The 19,389-nt window shown below is 51.4% G+C and carries 16 protein-coding genes and 1 pseudogene; 7 read left to right on the top strand and 10 right to left on the bottom strand.

Features of this window, described 5'->3' with window-relative positions:
- Window positions 1-47: 47 nt before the first annotated feature.
- The 3 genes from rdgC to ACQY6F_RS03800 all read left to right on the top strand — a co-directional run bounded on the left by rdgC (window position 48) and on the right by ACQY6F_RS03800 (window position 2,821).
- Window positions 48-962: a recombination-associated protein RdgC gene (gene rdgC, locus ACQY6F_RS03790; RefSeq protein ID WP_428772299.1), complete on the top strand. Its 915-nt coding sequence runs from the start codon at window positions 48-50 to the stop codon at window positions 960-962.
- 201 nt (window positions 963-1,163) lie between these two features.
- Window positions 1,164-2,564: a tRNA 5-hydroxyuridine modification protein YegQ gene (gene yegQ, locus ACQY6F_RS03795; protein WP_428772301.1), complete on the top strand. Its 1,401-nt coding sequence runs from the start codon at window positions 1,164-1,166 to the stop codon at window positions 2,562-2,564.
- 2 nt (window positions 2,565-2,566) lie between these two features.
- Window positions 2,567-2,821 (top strand): YfhL family 4Fe-4S dicluster ferredoxin, encoded by a 255-nt coding sequence (locus ACQY6F_RS03800; RefSeq protein ID WP_428772302.1) that lies wholly within the window; start codon window positions 2,567-2,569, stop codon window positions 2,819-2,821.
- An 81-nt stretch (window positions 2,822-2,902) separates the two neighbouring features.
- Here ACQY6F_RS03800 and mepA read toward each other — a convergent pair whose 3' ends face one another.
- The 7 genes from mepA to queA all read right to left on the bottom strand — a co-directional run bounded on the left by mepA (window position 2,903) and on the right by queA (window position 9,912).
- Window positions 2,903-3,745 (bottom strand): penicillin-insensitive murein endopeptidase, encoded by an 843-nt coding sequence (mepA, locus tag ACQY6F_RS03805; protein ID WP_428772304.1) that lies wholly within the window; start codon window positions 3,743-3,745, stop codon window positions 2,903-2,905.
- Between the two features lie 31 nt (window positions 3,746-3,776).
- On the bottom strand, window positions 3,777-4,109 hold the full coding sequence (locus ACQY6F_RS03810) for a DUF1904 domain-containing protein (RefSeq protein WP_428772306.1): 333 nt from the start codon (window positions 4,107-4,109) through the stop codon (window positions 3,777-3,779).
- A gap of 202 nt (window positions 4,110-4,311) precedes the next feature.
- Window positions 4,312-5,259 carry a protein translocase subunit SecF gene (gene secF / locus ACQY6F_RS03815; protein WP_428772307.1) on the bottom strand — a complete coding sequence of 316 codons (948 nt, stop codon included), beginning with the start codon at window positions 5,257-5,259 and terminating at the stop codon, window positions 4,312-4,314.
- A 14-nt stretch (window positions 5,260-5,273) separates the two neighbouring features.
- Window positions 5,274-7,130, bottom strand: a complete 1,857-nt coding sequence (gene secD, locus ACQY6F_RS03820; protein ID WP_428772309.1) for a protein translocase subunit SecD — start codon at window positions 7,128-7,130, stop codon at window positions 5,274-5,276.
- Between the two features lie 22 nt (window positions 7,131-7,152).
- Complete coding sequence (gene yajC, locus ACQY6F_RS03825) at window positions 7,153-7,482, bottom strand: preprotein translocase subunit YajC (RefSeq protein ID WP_428772311.1); 330 nt, start codon at window positions 7,480-7,482, stop codon at window positions 7,153-7,155.
- Window positions 7,483-7,602: 120 nt separating this feature from the next.
- On the bottom strand, window positions 7,603-8,733 hold the full coding sequence (tgt, locus tag ACQY6F_RS03830) for a tRNA guanosine(34) transglycosylase Tgt (RefSeq protein ID WP_428772313.1): 1,131 nt from the start codon (window positions 8,731-8,733) through the stop codon (window positions 7,603-7,605).
- A 111-nt stretch (window positions 8,734-8,844) separates the two neighbouring features.
- Window positions 8,845-9,912 (bottom strand): tRNA preQ1(34) S-adenosylmethionine ribosyltransferase-isomerase QueA, encoded by a 1,068-nt coding sequence (gene queA, locus ACQY6F_RS03835; protein ID WP_428772315.1) that lies wholly within the window; start codon window positions 9,910-9,912, stop codon window positions 8,845-8,847.
- 247 nt (window positions 9,913-10,159) lie between these two features.
- Between queA and ACQY6F_RS03840 the strand changes: the two genes are divergently transcribed.
- Window positions 10,160-10,609 (top strand): CBS domain-containing protein, encoded by a 450-nt coding sequence (locus ACQY6F_RS03840; protein ID WP_428772316.1) that lies wholly within the window; start codon window positions 10,160-10,162, stop codon window positions 10,607-10,609.
- A gap of 118 nt (window positions 10,610-10,727) precedes the next feature.
- On the opposite strand, the gene aceA is transcribed toward ACQY6F_RS03840, so the two are convergent.
- The 3 genes from aceA to ACQY6F_RS03855 all read right to left on the bottom strand — a co-directional run bounded on the left by aceA (window position 10,728) and on the right by ACQY6F_RS03855 (window position 15,299).
- Window positions 10,728-12,038, bottom strand: a complete 1,311-nt coding sequence (aceA, locus tag ACQY6F_RS03845) for an isocitrate lyase (protein WP_428772317.1) — start codon at window positions 12,036-12,038, stop codon at window positions 10,728-10,730.
- A gap of 106 nt (window positions 12,039-12,144) precedes the next feature.
- Window positions 12,145-13,782, bottom strand: coding sequence for a malate synthase A (aceB, locus tag ACQY6F_RS03850; protein ID WP_428772318.1), 1,638 nt, complete (start codon window positions 13,780-13,782; stop codon window positions 12,145-12,147).
- Between the two features lie 611 nt (window positions 13,783-14,393).
- Complete coding sequence (locus ACQY6F_RS03855) at window positions 14,394-15,299, bottom strand: hydrogen peroxide-inducible genes activator (RefSeq protein ID WP_428772319.1); 906 nt, start codon at window positions 15,297-15,299, stop codon at window positions 14,394-14,396.
- A 195-nt stretch (window positions 15,300-15,494) separates the two neighbouring features.
- On the opposite strand from ACQY6F_RS03855, the gene ACQY6F_RS03860 reads away from it, so the two are divergent.
- The 3 genes and pseudogenes from ACQY6F_RS03860 (at window position 15,495) to glpK (ending at window position 19,207) form a co-directional block, all read left to right on the top strand.
- A complete protein-coding gene (locus ACQY6F_RS03860) occupies window positions 15,495-16,103 on the top strand; it encodes a peroxiredoxin C (protein WP_428772321.1) in 609 nt (202 codons plus the stop codon).
- Window positions 16,104-16,404: 301 nt separating this feature from the next.
- Entirely contained in the window at window positions 16,405-17,436 is a 1,032-nt protein-coding gene (dapD, locus tag ACQY6F_RS03865; protein ID WP_428772323.1) for a 2,3,4,5-tetrahydropyridine-2,6-dicarboxylate N-succinyltransferase, read from the top strand.
- Window positions 17,437-17,684: 248 nt separating this feature from the next.
- Window positions 17,685-19,207: pseudogene (glpK, locus tag ACQY6F_RS03870) on the top strand (glycerol kinase GlpK).
- Window positions 19,208-19,389: the final 182 nt, after the last annotated feature.

Consider the following 19,389-nt stretch of genomic DNA (forward strand, 5'->3'; position numbering starts at 1 on the left):
CAAAATTGCCTATGATGAGCAGCTAAAATTATCTTAAGAGACTCCGTATGTGGTTTAAAAATTGTCTGGTTTATCGCTTCAACCGCGATATTGAATTCAACGCTGAAAAGTTAGAACAACAGTTGGCCGAATTTCGCTTTACGCCCTGTGGCAGTCAGGATAAACAAAAGTTTGGTTGGGTCACCGCGATGGGCAAACACGGGGACATGATGACACACGTTTCCGACGGTCAGCTCTTACTGTGCGCCCGTAAAGAAGAGAAAATGTTGCCGGCATCGGTGATCAAAGAGTCACTGGCCGCCAAAGTCGATGCGATGGAAGCACAGGAAGGTCGTCCGCTGAAGAAAAAAGAGAAAGACAACCTCAAAGATGACATCGTGCTGGATCTGCTCCCACGCGCCTTCAGCCGCAGCAGCCACACTTATGTGCTGGTGCTGCCACAGCAGGGTTTTATTCTGGTCGATGCCAGCAGTTCGAAAAAAGCCGAAGATGTGCTGGCGCTGCTGCGTAAAACCATGGGCAGCCTGCCGGTAGTACCGGCCATTCCGGAGAAAGCGATTGAAACGACCCTGACCGAGTGGGTTAAAAGCGGCACTACCCCATCCGGCTTTAGCATGCTGGAAGAAGCCGAACTCAAATCAGTTCTGGAAGATGGCGGCGTGATTCGCTGCAAAAAACAGGATTTGACCGCAGACGAAATCCGTACCCATATCGAAGCCGACAAGCTGGTGACTAAGCTGGCACTCGACTGGCAACAGCAGATTGAATTTGTGCTGTGTGAAGATGCCAGCCTGAAACGAATTAAATTCTCAGATGAGCTGCGTGATCAGAATGATGACATTCCGCGTGAAGACCAGGCCGCCCGCTTTGATGCCGACTTCTCGCTGATGTGCGGTGAATTTTCAGCGCTGCTGCCGGCTTTGTATGAAGCCCTGGGCGGACTGCCGCACCCTAACGCATAATTCCCCTCTAAGCGCAGACGCCCGGCCAGTAAAGCCTGCGTCTGCTGCTTTGGCTTCTGCTCTCACTCCATCACCATTACAGTCTTCACTCCGCCCAAGCCATCTTTACTTTCCCATTGGGCCAAATTAGCGTAAAATCTGCGCCCCCGATACCATCAGGTGGTGTCGGCCTGACTTGAGATCAGACTGAGAGAATTATTCATGACCACAGAGAACACTTTTGTCCCTGAGCTGCTTTCGCCTGCGGGCAGTTTGAAGAATATGCGTTACGCATTTGCTTACGGCGCCGATGCGGTTTACGCCGGCCAGCCCCGTTACAGCCTGCGCGTACGTAACAACGAGTTTAACCACGAAAATCTGAAAATCGGTATCGATGAAGCCCATGCACAGGGCAAACGATTCTATGTGGTCTGCAATATCCAACCGCACAACTCGAAACTGAAAACCTTCATCCGTGATTTAAAACCGGTTGTCGACATGGGACCGGATGCGCTGATCATGTCCGATCCAGGCCTCATTATGATGGTGCGCGAAGCGTTCCCGGAGATGGCGATTCACCTGTCGGTGCAAGCAAACGCGGTTAACTGGGCGACGGTGAAATTCTGGGCTGCGCAAGGCGTGGAACGCGTTATCGTTTCCCGTGAGCTGTCTCTGGAAGAGATCGAAGAGATCCGCCAGCACTGTCCGGAAACCGAGCTGGAAGTGTTTGTTCACGGTGCATTGTGCATGGCTTACTCCGGCCGTTGTCTGCTGTCGGGTTACATCAACAAACGCGATCCAAACCAGGGCACCTGCACCAATGCCTGCCGCTGGGAATACAAAGTCGAGCAGGGCAAAGAAGACGAGAGTGGTCAGATTGTCGAAAAATTTGACCCAACAGAAGGCCAGGCGATCGAAGTCCAGCAGCAACGTCCGGATAACACCATTGGCTTGGGTAAACCGAGCGATGAAGTGGTGCTGCTGTCTGAAAGCCACCGTCCTGAAGAGAAAATGGCTGCGTTTGAAGACGAGCACGGCACTTACATCATGAACTCGAAAGATCTGCGCGCGATCCAGCACGTGGAACGCCTGACCAAGATGGGCGTGCATTCACTGAAGATCGAAGGCCGGACCAAATCTTTCTACTACTGTGCCCGTACCGCACAAGTGTACCGTAAAGCGATCGACGATGCCGTGGCCGGTAAGCCGTTTGATGAGTCGCTGATGACCACGCTGGAAAGCCTGGCCCACCGCGGTTATACCGAAGGCTTCCTGCGTCGCCACACCCACGATGCGTACCAGAACTACGATTACGGCTACTCGGTGTCTGACGCTCAGCAGTTTGTCGGTGAGTTTACCGGTAAACGCCGTGGCGATCTGGCCGAAGTGGAAGTGAAAAACAAATTCTGCGTTGGCGACAGCCTGGAGCTGATGACGCCACAAGGCAACGTGGTATTCAACCTGGAAACCATGGAAAACCGTAAGTCGGAGTCCATTGACGATGCCAAAGGTAACGGTCACTTTGTGTTTATTCCGGTACCCCAGGATGTGGAGCTGAATTACGCGCTGCTGATGCGTAATCTGAATTCAGGGCAGGATACCCGTAATCCAACGGGCAAATAATTATGGCACTGCTGATCACCGATAAGTGTATTAACTGCGATATGTGCGACCCGGAATGTCCGAATGGCGCCATCTCAATGGGGGCGGAGATCTATCAGATCGACCCCAATTTATGCACTGAGTGTAAAGGCCATTATGATAAACCGACCTGTCAGTCGGTTTGCCCGATCACCAACTGTATCATTACCGATCCAGAGCACGTCGAATCTGAAGAACAGCTACTGGAAAAGTTTGTGATCATCCAAGGGTTGGCGTAACTTCTCTTCCTTGCGTCCCTGGCATCCGGTCAGGGACGTCTGTTTCCTCTCATCTTGACCTCACCCAGTCCCCCTGGTTCGTTAACCGTTCATATCCAGTAACAGCTGACAGCGCTGCGGTATCACTTTGCGCGGCTTAGCTTTGGCTTGGTTAACGGTTTTGGCGACAGGCGGCGAACTCTCCGGCTTAGGTTGCCAACTGGCCAGTTCCGCACCGCAGCCATCTCCGGGTGGTGGTGGTAATTGTGGCTTACATGCCTGGCTGCCAGGCGGACAATTTAACCGGACATGCATGTGAGAGTGGTGTCCCCACCAGGGGCGGATTTTACGCAGCCAGCTGCGATTATCATTGCTGGCACTGGCGCACAGTTGCTGTTTAATCACCGGATGGACAAATATCCTCGCCACCCGGTTATCACTGGCGGCCATTTTTAGCAACTGAAAATGGCGTGGCTGCCACTGTTCCCGCTTCAACCGGTAGTTAGCCAGGTCCACCAGGCTGAGTGGAGTCGGCTTTGCCAGTTGCAACGGTGAAAGCGGCTGGTCGGCAAACCTCAGCCAGATATCGGCATCCAGGCCGGTCTGATGACTCGCATGGCCGGTAGAAAAGCGGCCGCCCTGCGGCAGCGATAGATCGCCTACCAGTAGTTGTGTCTCCAGCTTCTGTGCCACCTGGCTGGCCAGTTCCTGAACGAACTGTACTGTCTCGGGGTGAGCATAAAAACGGCCCCGTTCAGCGCGCAGCACCTGATACCCGGAGCCTTTCAGCGGCAATGCGACGGCACCGGCCAGACAGCCATTGGCGTAACTGCCGATCGCTGCTGCAGGTGTGGCTGAAGGCACCCGGATTTGTTCCCACGGGGTAGCCCAACTCAAAGGGCATATCAGGCTGACCATCAGCCCGCTCAACCAGACTCCTTTCATCGCCACACTCCCTGTGCGTTATTGTCAGAGCTTAATAGTGCTCTCCATTATCATAGTAGCCCTGACTATTGAGTGCGGAAAATATCACTGCCACATCAACCTGTTGCTCCTGCACCTGCCGAACCTGGTCGGTAATAATCCGCGCAACCTGGTCCTGAGTTTGCTGACCTCGGTCGAACCAGAGCACTTCAACAAACGGATAAGCCTGGCTCACTTCCCCTTCGTGAAAGAAGGTACTGTAAATGTATTCGAAAGTGAAATCTTCCCGCGGGCAATCCATTATTGGCTGGAGTTCATCGAGCAGCGTTTTAGACAGAGATTCAACCTGCTTAGGTTCAACGGCGCGAAAACGTAAATGAGGCATAACGGATTTCCTATCTTTTATTGGTAAGTATTTACTCACATGATGATAACAATTTGCGTTGCTGGGTGCGACACAGCGTTGCAGTTCTGCCAACCTGAACCGGCTGAGAGAAACACCTCAGAGCGCTCTGCTTGCTTTTCAGCGGCTAAAAAAAACCGCCGGGATCTCCCAGCGGTTTTAGCGTCAGTGATGTCGCAGTCGATTAAGGCAGTTCGTCGAACTCTGCGCCTTCTTTTTCCACTTGCGGCGGCATCAGGTGCTCTTTGGTGATACCCAGCTTCAACGACAGCGCTGAGGCGACGTAGATAGATGAGTAAGTACCCACTGTGATACCCAGTAGTAGCGCGGTCGCAAAACCGTGGATCATCGCCCCGCCTTGAGTAAACAACGCAATGACCACAAACAAGGTCGTACCCGAAGTGATCAGTGTACGGCTCAATGTCTGGGTAATGGAGCTGTTCATGATCTCTGCGGGGTCGCCTTTCCGCATCTTGCGGAAGTTTTCCCGGATGCGGTCAAACACTACGATGGTATCGTTGAGCGAGTAACCGACCACCGTCAGTAGCGCCGCGACGATCGTCAGGTCCACTTCGATTTGCATCACCGAGAAAATACCCAGCGTGATAATGACGTCGTGCGCCAGCGCCATAACCGCACCCGCAGCCAGACGCCATTCGAAACGCATTGAGACGTAAATCAGGATACAGATCAGCGACACCAGAATCGCCAGGCCACCCGCTTCAGTCAGCTCGTCACCCACATTAGGGCCGACAAACTCGATACGACGCATCTCTACGTTCTTGCCCGTGCCGGTTTTAATCGCGCTTAAAATCTGGTTACCCAGTGTTTCACTGGCCACGTCCTCACGAGGACGCAGGCGTACCATCACATCTCTGGCGCTACCAAAGTTCTGTACGGTGGCATCGCCAAAGCCTTTCGCTTCCAGTGCGGTGCGGATCTCTTCCAGGTTAGCGGGCTGTTCGAAACCCACTTCGATCAGCGTACCACCGGTAAAGTCCAGCCCCCAGTTCAGCCCCTTGGCAGACAGGGTTAAAATAGACGCGGCAATCATGAGGATAGATAACGCGAATGCCGCTTTTGACCAACGCATAAAGTCGATCGTTTTGGTTGCCTTTAGAATTTGAAACATAACAATTCCCAGCCTTAGATCGACAATTTGTTAATACGTTTACCGCCGTACATCAGGTTCACCACACAACGGGTGCCGATAATGGCTGTAAACATGGAGGTCAGAATACCGATCGACAGCGTCACCGCGAAGCCTTTCACCGCACCGGTTCCCACAGCAAACAGAATGATTGCGGTGATCAAGGTGGTGATGTTGGCATCGGCGATGGTACTGAATGCGTTGGCATAACCCTGATGGATCGCCTGTTGAGGGTTGCGTCCATCACGCAGCTCCTCACGTATCCGCTCAAAGATAAGCACGTTGGCATCCACCGCCATACCCACGGTCAGAACAATACCGGCAATCCCCGGTAAGGTCATGGTCGCACCCGGAATCATCGACATCACACCGATAATCAGTACCAGGTTGGCCGCCAGCGCCATATTGGCGATCAGACCAAACTTACGGTAGTAGATCAGAGTAAACAGCATTACCGCCACCATACCCCAGATACAGGCCTGAACCCCTTTGTCGATGTTCTGTTGTCCCATAGATGGGCCAATGGTACGTTCTTCAACAATGGAGATCGGGGCGATCAGGGCACCAGCACGCAGCAGCAGCGCCAGGTTGTGTGCTTCGGCTGGCGAGTCGATACCGGTAATGCGGAAGTTGCGTCCCAGCGCAGACTGAATCGTCGCTTGGTTGATCACTTCTTCATGCTTAGACAGGATCACTTTGCCTTCCGGCGTCTTGCGTCCGCTGTCTTTGTACTCGGCAAACACCGTCGCCATCAGCTTGCCGACGTTCTTTTTCGAGAACGCCGCCATCTTATTACCGCCTTCGCTGTCGAGGGAGATATTGACCTGAGGACGACCGTATTCATCGGTACTGGAGCTGGCATCGGTGATGCTGGCACCGCCAAGAATCACCCGCTTTTTCAGCACTACCGGGCGACCATCGCGGTCAAACTTGATTTCACTGCCGGCTGGCGCACGGCCAGTTGCCGCAGCGGCCAGATCCGCCTTAGAGTCCACTTCACGAAACTCTAGGGTTGCCGTAGCACCGAGAATTTCTTTCGCTCGGGCGGTATCTTGTACACCCGGCAGCTCAACCACGATACGGCTTGCCCCCTGGCGTTGTACCAGAGGTTCGGCCACACCCAGTTCATTTACCCGGTTGCGAAGAATGGTGATGTTCTGCTCGACAGCGTAGTTGCGGATTTCCTGCAGGCGCTCTTCACTGAAAGTCGCGGTCAGCTTGAACTGGCCGTTAGAATCAGAGTCAGCAAACTGCATGTCCTGATGTTTGCTGCCAAGGGCACGTTTCGCCGTTGCCAGTTGCTCGGCATCACGCAGCAGTACTTCAACCGCATTGTTATTAACCGAACGAATGGCACGGTAACGAATACGCTCTTCACGCAGTTCACTGCGGAACGCTTCTTCCTGTTGACCAACCAGCTTTTCCATCGCCGCATCCATGTCCACTTCCATTAAGAAATGCACACCACCGCGCAGGTCCAGGCCCAGTTTCATTGGCGCTGCACCGATCGATTCCAGCCAGTCAGGGGTTGAAGGAGCTAAGTTAAGAGCAACGATGCTATCGCTACCCAGGGTTTCGCTAATCACATCACGGGCACTAATTTGGGTATCAGTGTCGTTAAAGCGAACTAAGATGGATCCATTTTCGAGAGCAATGGATTTATGAGGCAGACTCTGTTTATCAAGAGCCTTGGTGACAGTATCCAGCGTTGACAGATCTACAGAGGCGCCACGCGCCCCTGTCACTTGAATTGCCGGATCTTCACCGTAGATATTAGGAAGTGCATACAAGGCAGAAACCAGGATGGCAAACAGCACCATCAGATACTTCCATAAAGGATAACGGTTCAGCACAGCGAGGATCCTCTAGCTGATTTTATAGAGATTTCAGCGTACCTTTAGGTAGCACTGCAGTAACGAAGTCTTTTTTGATAACCACTTCATTGTTCGCGTTCAGCTCGATAGAAATGTAGTCGTTGTCTTCAGCAATCTTGGTGATTTTACCCACCAGGCCACCGCTGGTCAGAACTTCATCGCCTTTAGACATAGACGACATCAGGCTCTTGTGTTCTTTAACACGCTTGGATTGCGGACGGTAAATCATAAAGTAGAAGATCACCGCAAACATACCCAGCATGATCAACATTTCGAAACCGCCACCTTGTGGTGCACCTTCAGCCGCAGCGTGAGCTTGAGAAATAAACATTAAAACGTTCCTCTATATTTTTTCAATCATTTAAACAAGTTGGGTTGCAATACCCGGCTTTCAAGATGCAGCCGGCCAGTTAGGCGAACTGCGTCTCAAAAAGTGTGACATTACAACACATTATTTGCCAAGAGGCGGTACTTCACGATCGCGGCGTGCATAAAACTCCGCCACAAATTCTTCAAAACGATCTTCGTCAATTGCCTGACGAATACTGGCCATCAAACGCTGGTAGTAACGCAGGTTGTGAATGGTGTTCAACCGCGCGCCCAGAATTTCGTTACAACGGTCCAGGTGATGCAAGTACGACTTGGAATAGTTCTGACAAGTGTAACAGTCACATTGCGGATCCAGCGGACTGGTATCGGTTTTATGTTTCGCATTACGGATCTTGATCACACCGCCGGTCACAAACAGGTGGCCGTTACGGGCATTTCGAGTCGGCATCACGCAGTCAAACATGTCGATACCACGGCGGACACCTTCCACCAGGTCTTCCGGTTTGCCTACCCCCATCAGGTAGCGAGGCTTATCTTCCGGCAGTTGCGGGCAGGTATGTTCCAGAATGCGGTGCATATCTTCTTTTGGTTCACCGACTGCCAGACCACCGACAGCGTAGCCATCAAAGCCAATCTCAGTCAGACCTTGTACCGACACATCACGTAAGTCTTCGTAGACACTACCCTGAACAATACCAAATAGCGAATTAGGATTTTCCAGCTTATCGAAATGGTCGCGAGAACGCTTCGCCCAGCGCAGTGACATTTCCATCGACTTTTTCGCTTCGTCGTGGGTAGCCGGGTAAGGAGTACATTCGTCGAAAATCATCACGATGTCGGAACCCAGGTCTTTCTGGATCTCCATCGATTTTTCCGCATCCATGAAGATTTTGTCGCCATTGACCGGGTTGCGGAAATGCACGCCATCTTCGGTGATCTTACGGATATCGCCAAGGCTGAATACCTGGAAACCGCCTGAATCGGTCAGAATCGGACCCTGCCAGTTCATAAAGTCGTGCAGGTCGCCGTGCAGCTTCATGATTTCCTGGCCAGGACGCAGCCACAAGTGGAAGGTGTTACCGAGCAAAATTTCTGCGCCAGTCCCCTTAACTTCTTCCGGGGTCATCCCCTTTACGGTGCCGTAAGTGCCGACCGGCATAAAGGCCGGTGTCTGCACGCTGCCGCGCTCAAAGTTCAACTGGCCACGACGTGCGTTGCCCTGCTTCTTTTTAAGATCAAATGTTAATTTCACAATGCCTCCAACGGTCAGAGAAACAGTCTGACTAAAAATGCCACCCACAGCCGGTTATCCGGCCGGGTCAAAATAAATTAGCCGGCAGTTGTGCCGGCAGGATAACCGCGCTCAGGCGCCCTCGCCTGCTTGGGTCATCCGGGTAATAAACATCGCGTCACCATAACTGAAGAAACGATAGCGCTCTGCTACGGCGTGCTGATACGCCGCCATGGTGTGCTCATAGCCAGCGAACGCGCTGACCAGCATAATCAGGGTTGATTCCGGCAAGTGGAAATTGGTAACCAGACAATCTACCAACTGATACTGGTAGCCAGGGTAGATGAAGATTTCGGTGTCGTCGAAGTAAGGCACCAGTTCAGTCCCGTTTTTCAGCGCCGACTGCGCCGCACTTTCCAGCGAGCGAACGGAGGTGGTACCGACTGCAATAATCCGCCCGCCACGGGCTTTAGTCTGGGCAATGGCGTCGACCACTTCCTGGCTGACTTCAACGTATTCAGCATGCATGTGGTGATCAAAGATGTTGTCCACTTTAACTGGCTGAAACGTCCCGGCACCTACGTGCAAAGTGACATAGGCAAACTGCACCCCTTTGGCTTGCAGTTTATCCAGCAGAGCCTGGTCAAAGTGCAAACCCGCCGTCGGTGCGGCTACCGCCCCTGGCTTCTGGTTGTAGACGGTCTGGTAGCGCTCTTTATCGGCGTCTTCATCCGGGCGATCAATGTACGGCGGCAGCGGCATGTGACCGATCTGTTCCAGTATGGTCAAAACATTTTGCTCACCGGCAAATTCCAATTCGAACAACGCGTCGTGACGAGCCAGCATAGTGGCCTGATACTCATCATTTTCACCCAGCATAATAGTGCTGCCCGGTTTCGGTGACTTGGAGCAGCGAATGTGGGCCAGGATGCGTTTGTCATCCAGCATGCGCTCCACCAGCACTTCCAGTTTGCCGCCCGACGCTTTACGGCCAAACATACGCGCCGGAATCACCCGGGTATTGTTAAAGACCATCAAATCACCAGCCTGAACCTGATCGAGGATATCGGTGAAATTGCTGTCGACCAGCGCCCCGCTGTTGCCATCCAGTTGCAGCAGACGACTGGCGCTACGCTCGGGTTGCGGATAACGGGCGATCAACTCATCTGGGAGATCAAAATGAAAATCGGAAACTTGCATCTTACTTATCTGTATCGGTTGTGAGCGGAGCGGATATTCGCGGTTTTTTCGCAGCCGACTAGTATAGGCTGAGCGGGAGTAATAGCAAGAACTGTCCATGCAAATATTGTAATCAAAAACGACACGCTGCCAGACCCAGTTCACGGCGGATTTTTTGCAATCATTTCAGATAAAAAGAACTAGCTCAAATTTCAATTATCCAAAACTCACTATATTAAACAATAGAGTCACCAATCAGGAGACGGCTATGATCAAAGTGGAAGATATGATGACGCGCAATCCCCATACCCTGCTGCGCTCACACACTCTCGAAGACGCGCTCAATACCATGGACGCGCTGGATATCAGGCATATTCCCATCGTTGATAGCGAGCGAAAACTACTAGGGTTGGTCACCCAGCGTGATCTGCTGGCTGCGCAGGAATCCAGTTTACAAAAACTCTCTAACGATCAGTCCTATACACTGCACACACCGCTGAAAGAGATCATGCATACCAGCATCATGACCGTGGAGCCAAAAGCCGGCTTGAAGCAGAGCGCGCTGTATATGCAAAAACACAAAGTGGGCTGCCTGCCGGTGGTGCACAAAGGCGAACTGGTCGGCATTATCACCGACACCGACTTTGTCTCGATTGCGATCAATTTACTGGAACTGCAGGAAGAGGTAGACCCGGTCGAAGTTGAACCGGAAGATTAATCCGGCATTGTTGTGCAACGGTCAGGTCACTGCCGCAGCCAAGCTTTGGATGACTGTGGCCTAACAAGAAAAAGAGCGACCATCAGGTCGCTCAAAATAGCTCTAGGATTTCGTCAATTTAGAATTGATCTTCTTCGGTGGAACCTGTCAGTGCGGTGACAGATGACTGACCACCCTGAATAGTGTTGGTCATCTTGTCAAAGTAGCCAGTACCTACTTCCTGCTGGTGCGCTACAAAGGTATAGCCTTTTTCTGCCGCTGCAAATTCCGGACGCTGCACCATCTCAACGTAATGGCGCATACCCTCACCCTGTGCATAAGCGTGCGCCAGTTCGAACATGTTGTACCACATGTTGTGAACCCCCGCTAAGGTGATGAACTGGTACTTGTAGCCCATGTTGGCCAGCTCTTGCTGGAATTTGGCAATCGTCTCTGCGTCGAGATTTTTCTCCCAGTTAAACGATGGTGAGCAGTTGTAGGCCAGCAGTTGATCCGGGTACTGAGCGTGTATCGCTTCAGCAAACTTACGCGCTTCTTCCAGACAAGGCGTTGCCGTTTCACACCAGATCAAGTCAGCGTATGGCGCATAAGCCAGACCACGAGAGATCGCCTGGTCAATACCAGCACGCACGCGGTAGAAGCCTTCTGCCGTGCGCTCACCTTCGATAAAGTCTTTATCATACGGGTCACAATCTGAAGTCAGCAGATCCGCCGCGTTGGCATCGGTACGGGCAATAACCAGTGTCGTGGTGCCGGCAACGTCGGCTGCCAGGCGAGCCGCAACCAGCTTCTGCACCGCTTCCTGGGTAGGAACCAGTACTTTACCGCCCATATGGCCACATTTTTTCACTGACGCCAGCTGGTCTTCAAAGTGAACCCCGGCCGCACCCGCTTCGATCATCGACTTCATCAGCTCATACGCGTTCAGTACGCCACCGAAACCGGCTTCCGCGTCCGCCACGATGGGCAGGAAGTAGTCGATGCCATTTTCATCTGTTGGTGTCTTGCCGCTCGACCACTGGATCTGGTCAGCACGGCGGAACGCATTGTTGATGCGTTTTACCACTGATGGTACTGAATCTACTGGGTAGAGGGATTGGTCTGGATACATAGTACCAGCGGTATTGTTATCCGCTGCAACCTGCCAACCGGACAGATAGATCGCTTCGATACCGGCTTTGGCCTGCTGCACTGCCTGACCTCCCGTCAGCGCGCCAAGACAGTTTACATAGCCTTTTTTGGCATCGCCGTTGACCAGTGACCAAAGTTTGTCGGCACCGCGTTGCGCAATGGTGTTGGCTGGCACCATTGAGCCACGCAGCGCGACAACTTCTTCTGCCGAGTATGGGCGTTTTACATTTTTCCAGCGTGGGTTGGTTGCCCAGTCTTTTTCCAGAGCTTCGATTTGTTGGCGGCGAGTTAATGTCATGGTCTATCCCTCATTATGTCTGTGCGCACTGCGCAAGTCTTTTTGCTTTCTAGGCAGTACTACACTCTCTGCCTTGAAAATCCTTGTGTTCACGTTAGTAGTTCAATCAATCCAGGTAGTCGTAACCTGGTATGGTTAAGAAATTGGTCAGTTCATCACTGGTGGTCAGTTGTTCCATCAGCTCTGCGGCTTCATCAAAGCGGCCGGACTGGAATCGCTCTTCACCGACTTCACTGCGTACCACGCCGATCTCTTCAGCCAGATAGCGACGGAACAGCGCCTTAGTGACCGGCTCCCCGTTGTCCAGTGATTTGCCGTGCTGGATCCACTGCCAGATAGAGGCGCGGGAAATTTCTGCGGTTGCGGCATCTTCCATCAGGCCGTAAATCGGCACGCAACCATTGCCGGAGATCCAGGCTTCAATGTATTGCAAGGCCACGCGGATGTTGTGACGCATTCCCTGTTCGGTCCGGGCGCCATCGCATGGTTCCAGTAACTGCTCAGCAGTAATTGGCAGATCCTGTTCGCGCGAAATGTCGAGCTGGTTGCTTCGCTGACCAAGCACCTGACTGAACACTTCCATAGCGGTGTCCGCTAGTCCTGGGTGGGCAACCCAGGTGCCATCGTGGCCATTATTGGCTTCCAGCAGTTTGTCGTTGCGGATTTTGTCCAGTACCTGTTGGTTTTCCTGTGGGTCTTTTGCCGGAATAAACGCGGCCATTCCCCCCATCGCAAACGCGCCACGTTTATGACAGGTACGCACCAGTAAGCGCGAATAAGCATTCAGGAACGGTTTATCCATGGTGACCACCTGGCGATCGGGCAACACGCGATCCGGGTGTTTTTTCAGGGTCTTGATATAGCTAAAGATGTAATCCCAGCGGCCACAATTCAGACCGACAATGTGCTCTTTCAGGGTGAACAGGATTTCATCCATCTGGAATACCGCCGGCAGCGTTTCGATCAATACCGTTGCTTTTATGGTGCCGGTATCCAGGCCGTAATACTCTTCCGTAAAGTGGAACACATCACTCCACCACTGTGCTTCGCGATAGGACTGCAATTTCGGCAGGTAGAAATAAGGCCCACTGCCTTTTTTCAGCAACGCCTTGTAGTTGTTATAAAAGTAGAGTGCGAAATCAAATAGGGCCCCGGGAATGATTTTGCCGTTAAACTCGACATGCTTTTCACGCAGGTGCAGACCGCGCACGCGACAGATCAATACGGCAGGGTTATCGCTGAGTTGATACTGTTTACCGTTGCCCGGATTTTGATACGAGATAGTACCATTGACCGCATCACGCAGGTTGATCTGACCGTCCAGAACCTTGTCCCAGGCTGGCGCCATCGAGTCTTCGAAATCGGCCATAAACACCTTAACGTTGGCGTTCAATGCGTTGATCACCATTTTCCGGTCCGTTGGACCCGTGATTTCAACCCGACGGTCCTGCAAGTCTTCAGGAATCCCGAGAATTTTCCAGCTACCTTCGCGGATATCTTGCGTATCCGTCAAAAAATCAGGCAGCTCACCCTGGTCGATTCTGGCTTGTCGTTCTTCGCGCTGCGCCAGTAACTGATCGATCCGGCCTGCAAAATTGGCACACAGCAGAGACAAAAAGGTTTGGGCTTCAACAGGGAAAATCGCCTGATGTTCTGGTGACAAAGTACCAGTAACCTCAAGCATGCCTAGGGTTTCTTGGGCTTCGGCTGTTGTGGGTTGTTTCTCTGGAGTGTGCGCAAGCATATTTATCATCCTTGAGTCATTGGTTTAACCAGCTGGCTTACTTAGCGAAGCCATAAAATTACATTTGTAACTATCAAACCACAAACTTACATCCTATCAATTTGTGACATCCGACGGTTTTCGTGTTTTGTTCGCTCTATAGTGAGTGAGTTAACATCGCCAGGCAATCTAGACATAAGTCTTAGCCGGGCCTTATTTAACTTACACAACAAACGGTTAGTGTAAAAGTGCAAAAGTGACTTTCCGGAAAATTCAAAGTTTTATTCCGTTTCAAATAAGTGTTTGATCTTCACTATCATTTTGTAATTAATTACGTAATTAAATTACAGTTAAAATTGAACACAAAAAGAGTTTTAAACGCGTGTATGAATTACATTAATCGAGGGAGTCGCCTTGAAACACGGTCTCTATGGGCTAATTACGGCAGCGGAGTAAACAAGTTGGGACAAAAAATCAGTAAAATTAACATTGTGAAATTTCACAATTTTATGAAAGGTTCATCAAAATGATGCTGTAAAATTTTACAAGTTAAAAAACACCATCAGAATAAAATGCTAAAAAAGACACTATGTGCAGTGTCTTTTTAGGGGGAACTATTGTAAGACTAACCGCTATAGCAGCTCAGTCACCAAATCGGCCAGTTGATTAAAGGTGTCCACCCGGGATGAGCTTGGCCGCCAAACCAGACCAATATTACGGTAAGCCTGCCGCCCCGGCGGGTCCACCACCACCAGATTCTGATTGTCGAGCAGGCCGTGTTCGATAGCCATCTGCGGAATGAAGGTGGTGCCAAGACCATTGGCCACCATTTGCACCAGCGTATGTAAGCTGGTGGCGCTAAATGGATTAATCTTCTCTTTATCAGTCAGCTGACAGGCGGAGACCGCGTGATCCGTCAGGCAGTGAACTTTTTCCAGCAAAAACACCGATTCATCCGGTAAGTCATCGTATTTGATCGGCACTCTAATCGCATCAGCCTGATGGCGACTGATGACCATCTTGAAGGGATCCTGCCCGACGATACGACTGGCCATCCCTTCGATATCCACCGGCAAAGCGAGAATAAGGACATCCAGTTCACCGTGACGCAGCGCCGCCAGCAGGTTGACGGTAGTATCTTCTCTCAGCAGTAAAGTCAGATGTGGAAAGCGCGCATTGACTTCCTGGACTAAGTCGCACAATAAAAACGGTGCAATGGTCGGAATGCAGCCGACTTTTAGCTGCCCTTGCATGGTATCCCGTGGACATAGTCTGCCTAACTCCACCAGATCCTGACCTTTAGCCAGCAGTTCTCTGCCTTGTTGAACGACCAGTTCTCCGGTTTGGGTAAACACCAGCGGGCTTTTCTTATCTTTCTTTTCATACAGCGGACAGCCGATCAACTCTTCCAGGTTTTGAATACCTTTACTCAAGGTGGACTGACTGACGAAACAGCGCTGCGCCGCTGCGCTAAAATGACGGGTTTCATGCAGGGTAATTAAATAATGCAGCTGTTTTAAGCTTGGCCATTTACTCATAGTGATATCATTTAGTTCAATTCAGATTCTGTTTGCTCATTAAACGAGTCATCGCTTTTTTCGATTAACTTAATCTATTTAATTCGCTTTTTTCAATACTACTATCTGTACTATAGTTTGTCTCGAACAAACACGGACTGAGCGCAAGACTCATTAATGCGTTCGGAATCAAACAAATATGTTAGGAGCAGAAAAATGGTACTAGTCGGTCGTCAAGCCCCAGACTTTACTGCAGCAGCGGTTCTAGGTAACGGTGAAATCGTTGAAAACTTCAATTTTGCTGAATTCACAAAAGGCAAGAAAGCAGTGGTTTTCTTCTACCCACTAGACTTCACTTTCGTTTGCCCATCTGAACTTATCGCATTCGACAACCGTTTCCACGACTTCCAAGAGAAAGGCGTAGAAGTAATCGGTGTATCTATCGACTCTCAGTTCTCACACAACGCATGGCGTAACACTGCTGTTGAAAACGGCGGTATCGGTCAAGTGAAATACCCTCTGATTGCAGACGTTAAACACGAAATCTGCAAAGCGTACGACGTTGAGCACCCAGAAGCTGGCGTTGCGTTCCGTGGTTCTTTCCTGATTGATGAAGACGGTATCGTTCGTCACCAGGTTGTTAACGACCTGCCACTAGGCCGTAACATCGACGAAATGCTGCGTATGGTTGACGCACTGAACTTCCACCAGAAAAACGGTGAAGTGTGCCCAGCACAGTGGGAAGAAGGTAAAGCAGGTATGGACGCATCTCCAACTGGCGTAGCTGCATTCCTGTCTGAGCACGCTGGTGACCTGGCACGCTAATTAAGCTTTAACACCCGCGCTCAACGGGTGAATGGTTGGACAAAGATAAAGCAATAAGCTCGCGCATAAGCGCAACGCCAATCAGTTAAAGGTAAAGTCATTAAGCCCAAAGTTGCTACTTTGGGCTTTTTTGATCGGCTACGTTATAGCTAAAAAGACAAAACTATCGCTAAAAAGACAAAACATATCGTTTTACGGACGTTGTGCCGCGAAGCGCTTTAATCTGCTGCCGGCTGTCTTTATGATGAATCCAACAGCAAATCTGGGCGATGCCCTCTGAATTGAAACATGGAGATACACTATGGCTTATTTTGCTCTGGCCTTTGGTACGGCTACCAAAAATCTTGATGGAAAAATTATTGAAGCCTTTTTCCCTTGCCCAACTTTAAACCCGGCCGATGAGCTGGTCTCGGCAGTCGCCGACGTGGTGGATTATCAACAGGGTAACCAGGTAGTGGAAATCAGCGCCGAGCAACGGACTAAGTTGGCCGAAGTGTTCTCTTCACACAATGATCAGGGCCACGCTGACTTCGCGACTCAAGCTGCCGCCTCTTCCCAGCCTTTAGTTTTGGTCATTCTGGCTAGTGACGAGCAGCCTCAGTCGGTCGCGGAAGGCTTTTTGAAACTGCAGCTGATCTCGCACCGCCTGGTGCAACCACACGGTACGGTGCTGGACGGTATTTTTGGTCTGCTGCACAACATCGCCTGGACCAACGAAGGCCCAATCGATCTGCCTGAACTGGCGCAACGTCAAATTGAAGCTCGCCTGGCCGGACGGGTACTGTCCGTCGACTGCGTCGACAAGTTCCCTAAAATGGTCGATTACGTGGTTCCTGCCGGCGTTCGTATCGCGGATACTTCCCGCGTTCGCCTGGGTGCCCACGTGGGTGAAGGTACCACAGTCATGCATGAAGGTTTCATCAACTTTAATGCCGGTACGACCGGTGTCAGCATGGTTGAAGGCCGTATTTCTGCTGGTGTGGTAGTGGGCGACGGCTCCGATATCGGTGGCGGCGCTTCAATCATGGGTACCCTGTCTGGCGGTGGTAAAGTGGTGGTTTCCATCGGTGAAAATTCGCTGCTGGGTGCCAACGCTGGTCTCGGCTTCCCGCTGGGCGACCGCTGTACGGTTGAATCTGGCCTGTATATTACTGCCGGCGCCAAAGTACGCATGCTGGACTCCGATGGTAACGAAGTCGAGATCGTCAAAGCGCGTGATCTGGCCGGCGTATCGGATCTGCTGTTCCGTCGCAACTCTGTCACTGGTCAAATCGAGTGTCTGGCCAATAAGACGGCAGTGGAACTGAACAGCGAACTGCACAGCAACAACTAAGCTTAGTGAGCAATCTAATCGCAGTTCTGCATCCAGTTCTGTAATCTGCTCTGAGAAAACCTCAAGCCTCCGCATTAAGCCGGAGGCTTTTTTGTACCGGTTACCCTGCCATCAGCGGTTATTTGTTTTTTGCCCGGAAGCGCATTTTTATCATCCAATTATTATGAAGTTGGCAATTCCATGCACAATATTATTAACAGCAGCTCGTCTGCAATTAATTACATCTGTCCATCAGCCAAGGATTAGACATGGAACAAGCCAAGTATATTGTTGCGTTGGATCAGGGCACCACCAGCTCGCGAGCCGTGGTGCTGGATCACGACGCTAACGTCATTAGCGTGGCTCAGCGGGAATTCAGCCAGATATACCCGCAAGCGGGCTGGGTAGAACACGATCCGATGGAGATCTTTGCTACCCAGAGCGCCACCCTAATTGAAGCCCTGACCAAATCAGGTATTCACAGCGACCAGGTCGCCGCTATTGGCATTACCAATCAACGAGAAACCACCATTGTCTGGAACAAAGAGACCGGCAAGCCGATTTACAATGCTATTGTCTGGCAGTGTCGCCGTACTGCTGATATCTGCGACCAGCTTAAGCAGCGCGGACTGGAAACTTATATTCGCGACAACACCGGTCTGGTGCTGGATCCTTACTTTTCCGCCACCAAAATCAAATGGATTCTGGATAACGTGGACGGCGCCAGACAACAAGCCGAACAAGGAAAGCTGCTGTTTGGTACCGTCGATAGCTGGCTGGTCTGGAAAATGACTCAGGGCCGTGTGCATGTGACCGACTTTACCAACGCCTCACGTACCATGCTGTTCAACATCAACTCCCTGAACTGGGATAGCAAGCTACTGAGCGAACTGGATATTCCCGCCTCTATGATGCCGGAAGTCAGACGTTCATCGGAAGTGTACGGCAAGACCAATATCGGCGGCCGCAGTAACACCCACATCCCGATTGCGGGTATAGCCGGCGACCAGCAGGCTGCGCTGTTTGGCCAGATGTGCGTCAATGCCGGTGAAGCCAAAAATACCTATGGTACCGGCTGCTTTCTTTTGATGAATACCGGCAAAGAAAAAGTCAGCTCCAGTCACGGCCTGCTGACCACTCTGGCCTGCGGGCCAAATGGTGAGCCGGCCTATGCACTGGAAGGGGCGGTGTTTATGGCCGGGGCTGCAATCCAGTGGCTCAGGGACGAAATGAAACTGCTGGTTGACTCGCAAGATTCTGAATATTTTGCCACCAAAGTGGATTCCTCGAATGGCGTCTATGTTGTCCCGGCCTTTACCGGCTTGGGAGCCCCGTATTGGGATGCTTATGCGCGCGGTACCATAGTTGGACTGACCCGCGGCGTCAACGCTAACCATATTATTCGGGCTACGCTGGAAAGTATCGCTTACCAGACTCGTGATGTGCTGGATGCGATGCAAGCCGATTCCGGCATTGAGCTATCAGCTTTGCGGGTGGATGGTGGCGCAGTGCGCAACAATTTCCTGATGCAGTTTCAGGCTGATGTATTGGCTAAAGATGTGCAGCGTCCACAGGTTACCGAAGTGACCGCTATTGGCGCTGCTTATCTGGCCGGTATGGCGGTGGGTTACTGGCAAAGCCTGGAGGAATTACGCACTAAACAAGTGTTAGAGCGCACTTTTACCCCACATCATGATGAACAGAAACGTCAGCGACGTTATCGTGGCTGGCAGTTAAATGCACTCAGATGTGGGCACAACTGCGCGATGACGAAGAAAGCTTGGACAGTTAACTACCGCCCCTGAGTGCGCTGTGGTATTTATTTGAGCGGGGACAGAACTGAGTTAAAAATGCTATTGCAACAATACATTAGCTAAAAGCAGCTACAGTTATAGGACTTGCCTTATTTGCATCCACCGTTGAATCTAAGGGGTCCCTATGAGCCGTCTCGCCACTGCAGAATTTTCCGCGCCG

This window comes from Vibrio sp., assembly GCF_050299255.1.
Taxonomy (GTDB): Bacteria; Pseudomonadota; Gammaproteobacteria; order Enterobacterales; family Vibrionaceae; genus Vibrio.

Bases quoted from the DNA above. Each gene is read 5' to 3' on its own strand.
- ACQY6F_RS03840 (WP_428772316.1), top strand. From the start codon at position 10,160: ATGATCAAAGTGGAAGATATGATGACGCGCAATCCCCATACCCTGCTG.
- ACQY6F_RS03860 (WP_428772321.1), top strand. From the start codon at position 15,495: ATGGTACTAGTCGGTCGTCAAGCCCCAGACTTTACTGCAGCAGCGGTT.
- secF (WP_428772307.1), bottom strand. From the start codon at position 5,259: ATGTTTCAAATTCTAAAGGCAACCAAAACGATCGACTTTATGCGTTGG.
- aceB (WP_428772318.1), bottom strand. From the start codon at position 13,782: ATGCTTGCGCACACTCCAGAGAAACAACCCACAACAGCCGAAGCCCAA.
- ACQY6F_RS03855 (WP_428772319.1), bottom strand. From the start codon at position 15,299: ATGAGTAAATGGCCAAGCTTAAAACAGCTGCATTATTTAATTACCCTG.
- ACQY6F_RS03800 (WP_428772302.1), top strand. From the start codon at position 2,567: ATGGCACTGCTGATCACCGATAAGTGTATTAACTGCGATATGTGCGAC.
- aceA (WP_428772317.1), bottom strand. From the start codon at position 12,038: ATGACATTAACTCGCCGCCAACAAATCGAAGCTCTGGAAAAAGACTGG.
- dapD (WP_428772323.1), top strand. From the start codon at position 16,405: ATGGCTTATTTTGCTCTGGCCTTTGGTACGGCTACCAAAAATCTTGAT.
- rdgC (WP_428772299.1), top strand. From the start codon at position 48: ATGTGGTTTAAAAATTGTCTGGTTTATCGCTTCAACCGCGATATTGAA.
- yegQ (WP_428772301.1), top strand. From the start codon at position 1,164: ATGACCACAGAGAACACTTTTGTCCCTGAGCTGCTTTCGCCTGCGGGC.
- mepA (WP_428772304.1), bottom strand. From the start codon at position 3,745: ATGAAAGGAGTCTGGTTGAGCGGGCTGATGGTCAGCCTGATATGCCCT.
- ACQY6F_RS03810 (WP_428772306.1), bottom strand. From the start codon at position 4,109: ATGCCTCATTTACGTTTTCGCGCCGTTGAACCTAAGCAGGTTGAATCT.
- queA (WP_428772315.1), bottom strand. From the start codon at position 9,912: ATGCAAGTTTCCGATTTTCATTTTGATCTCCCAGATGAGTTGATCGCC.
- yajC (WP_428772311.1), bottom strand. From the start codon at position 7,482: ATGTTTATTTCTCAAGCTCACGCTGCGGCTGAAGGTGCACCACAAGGT.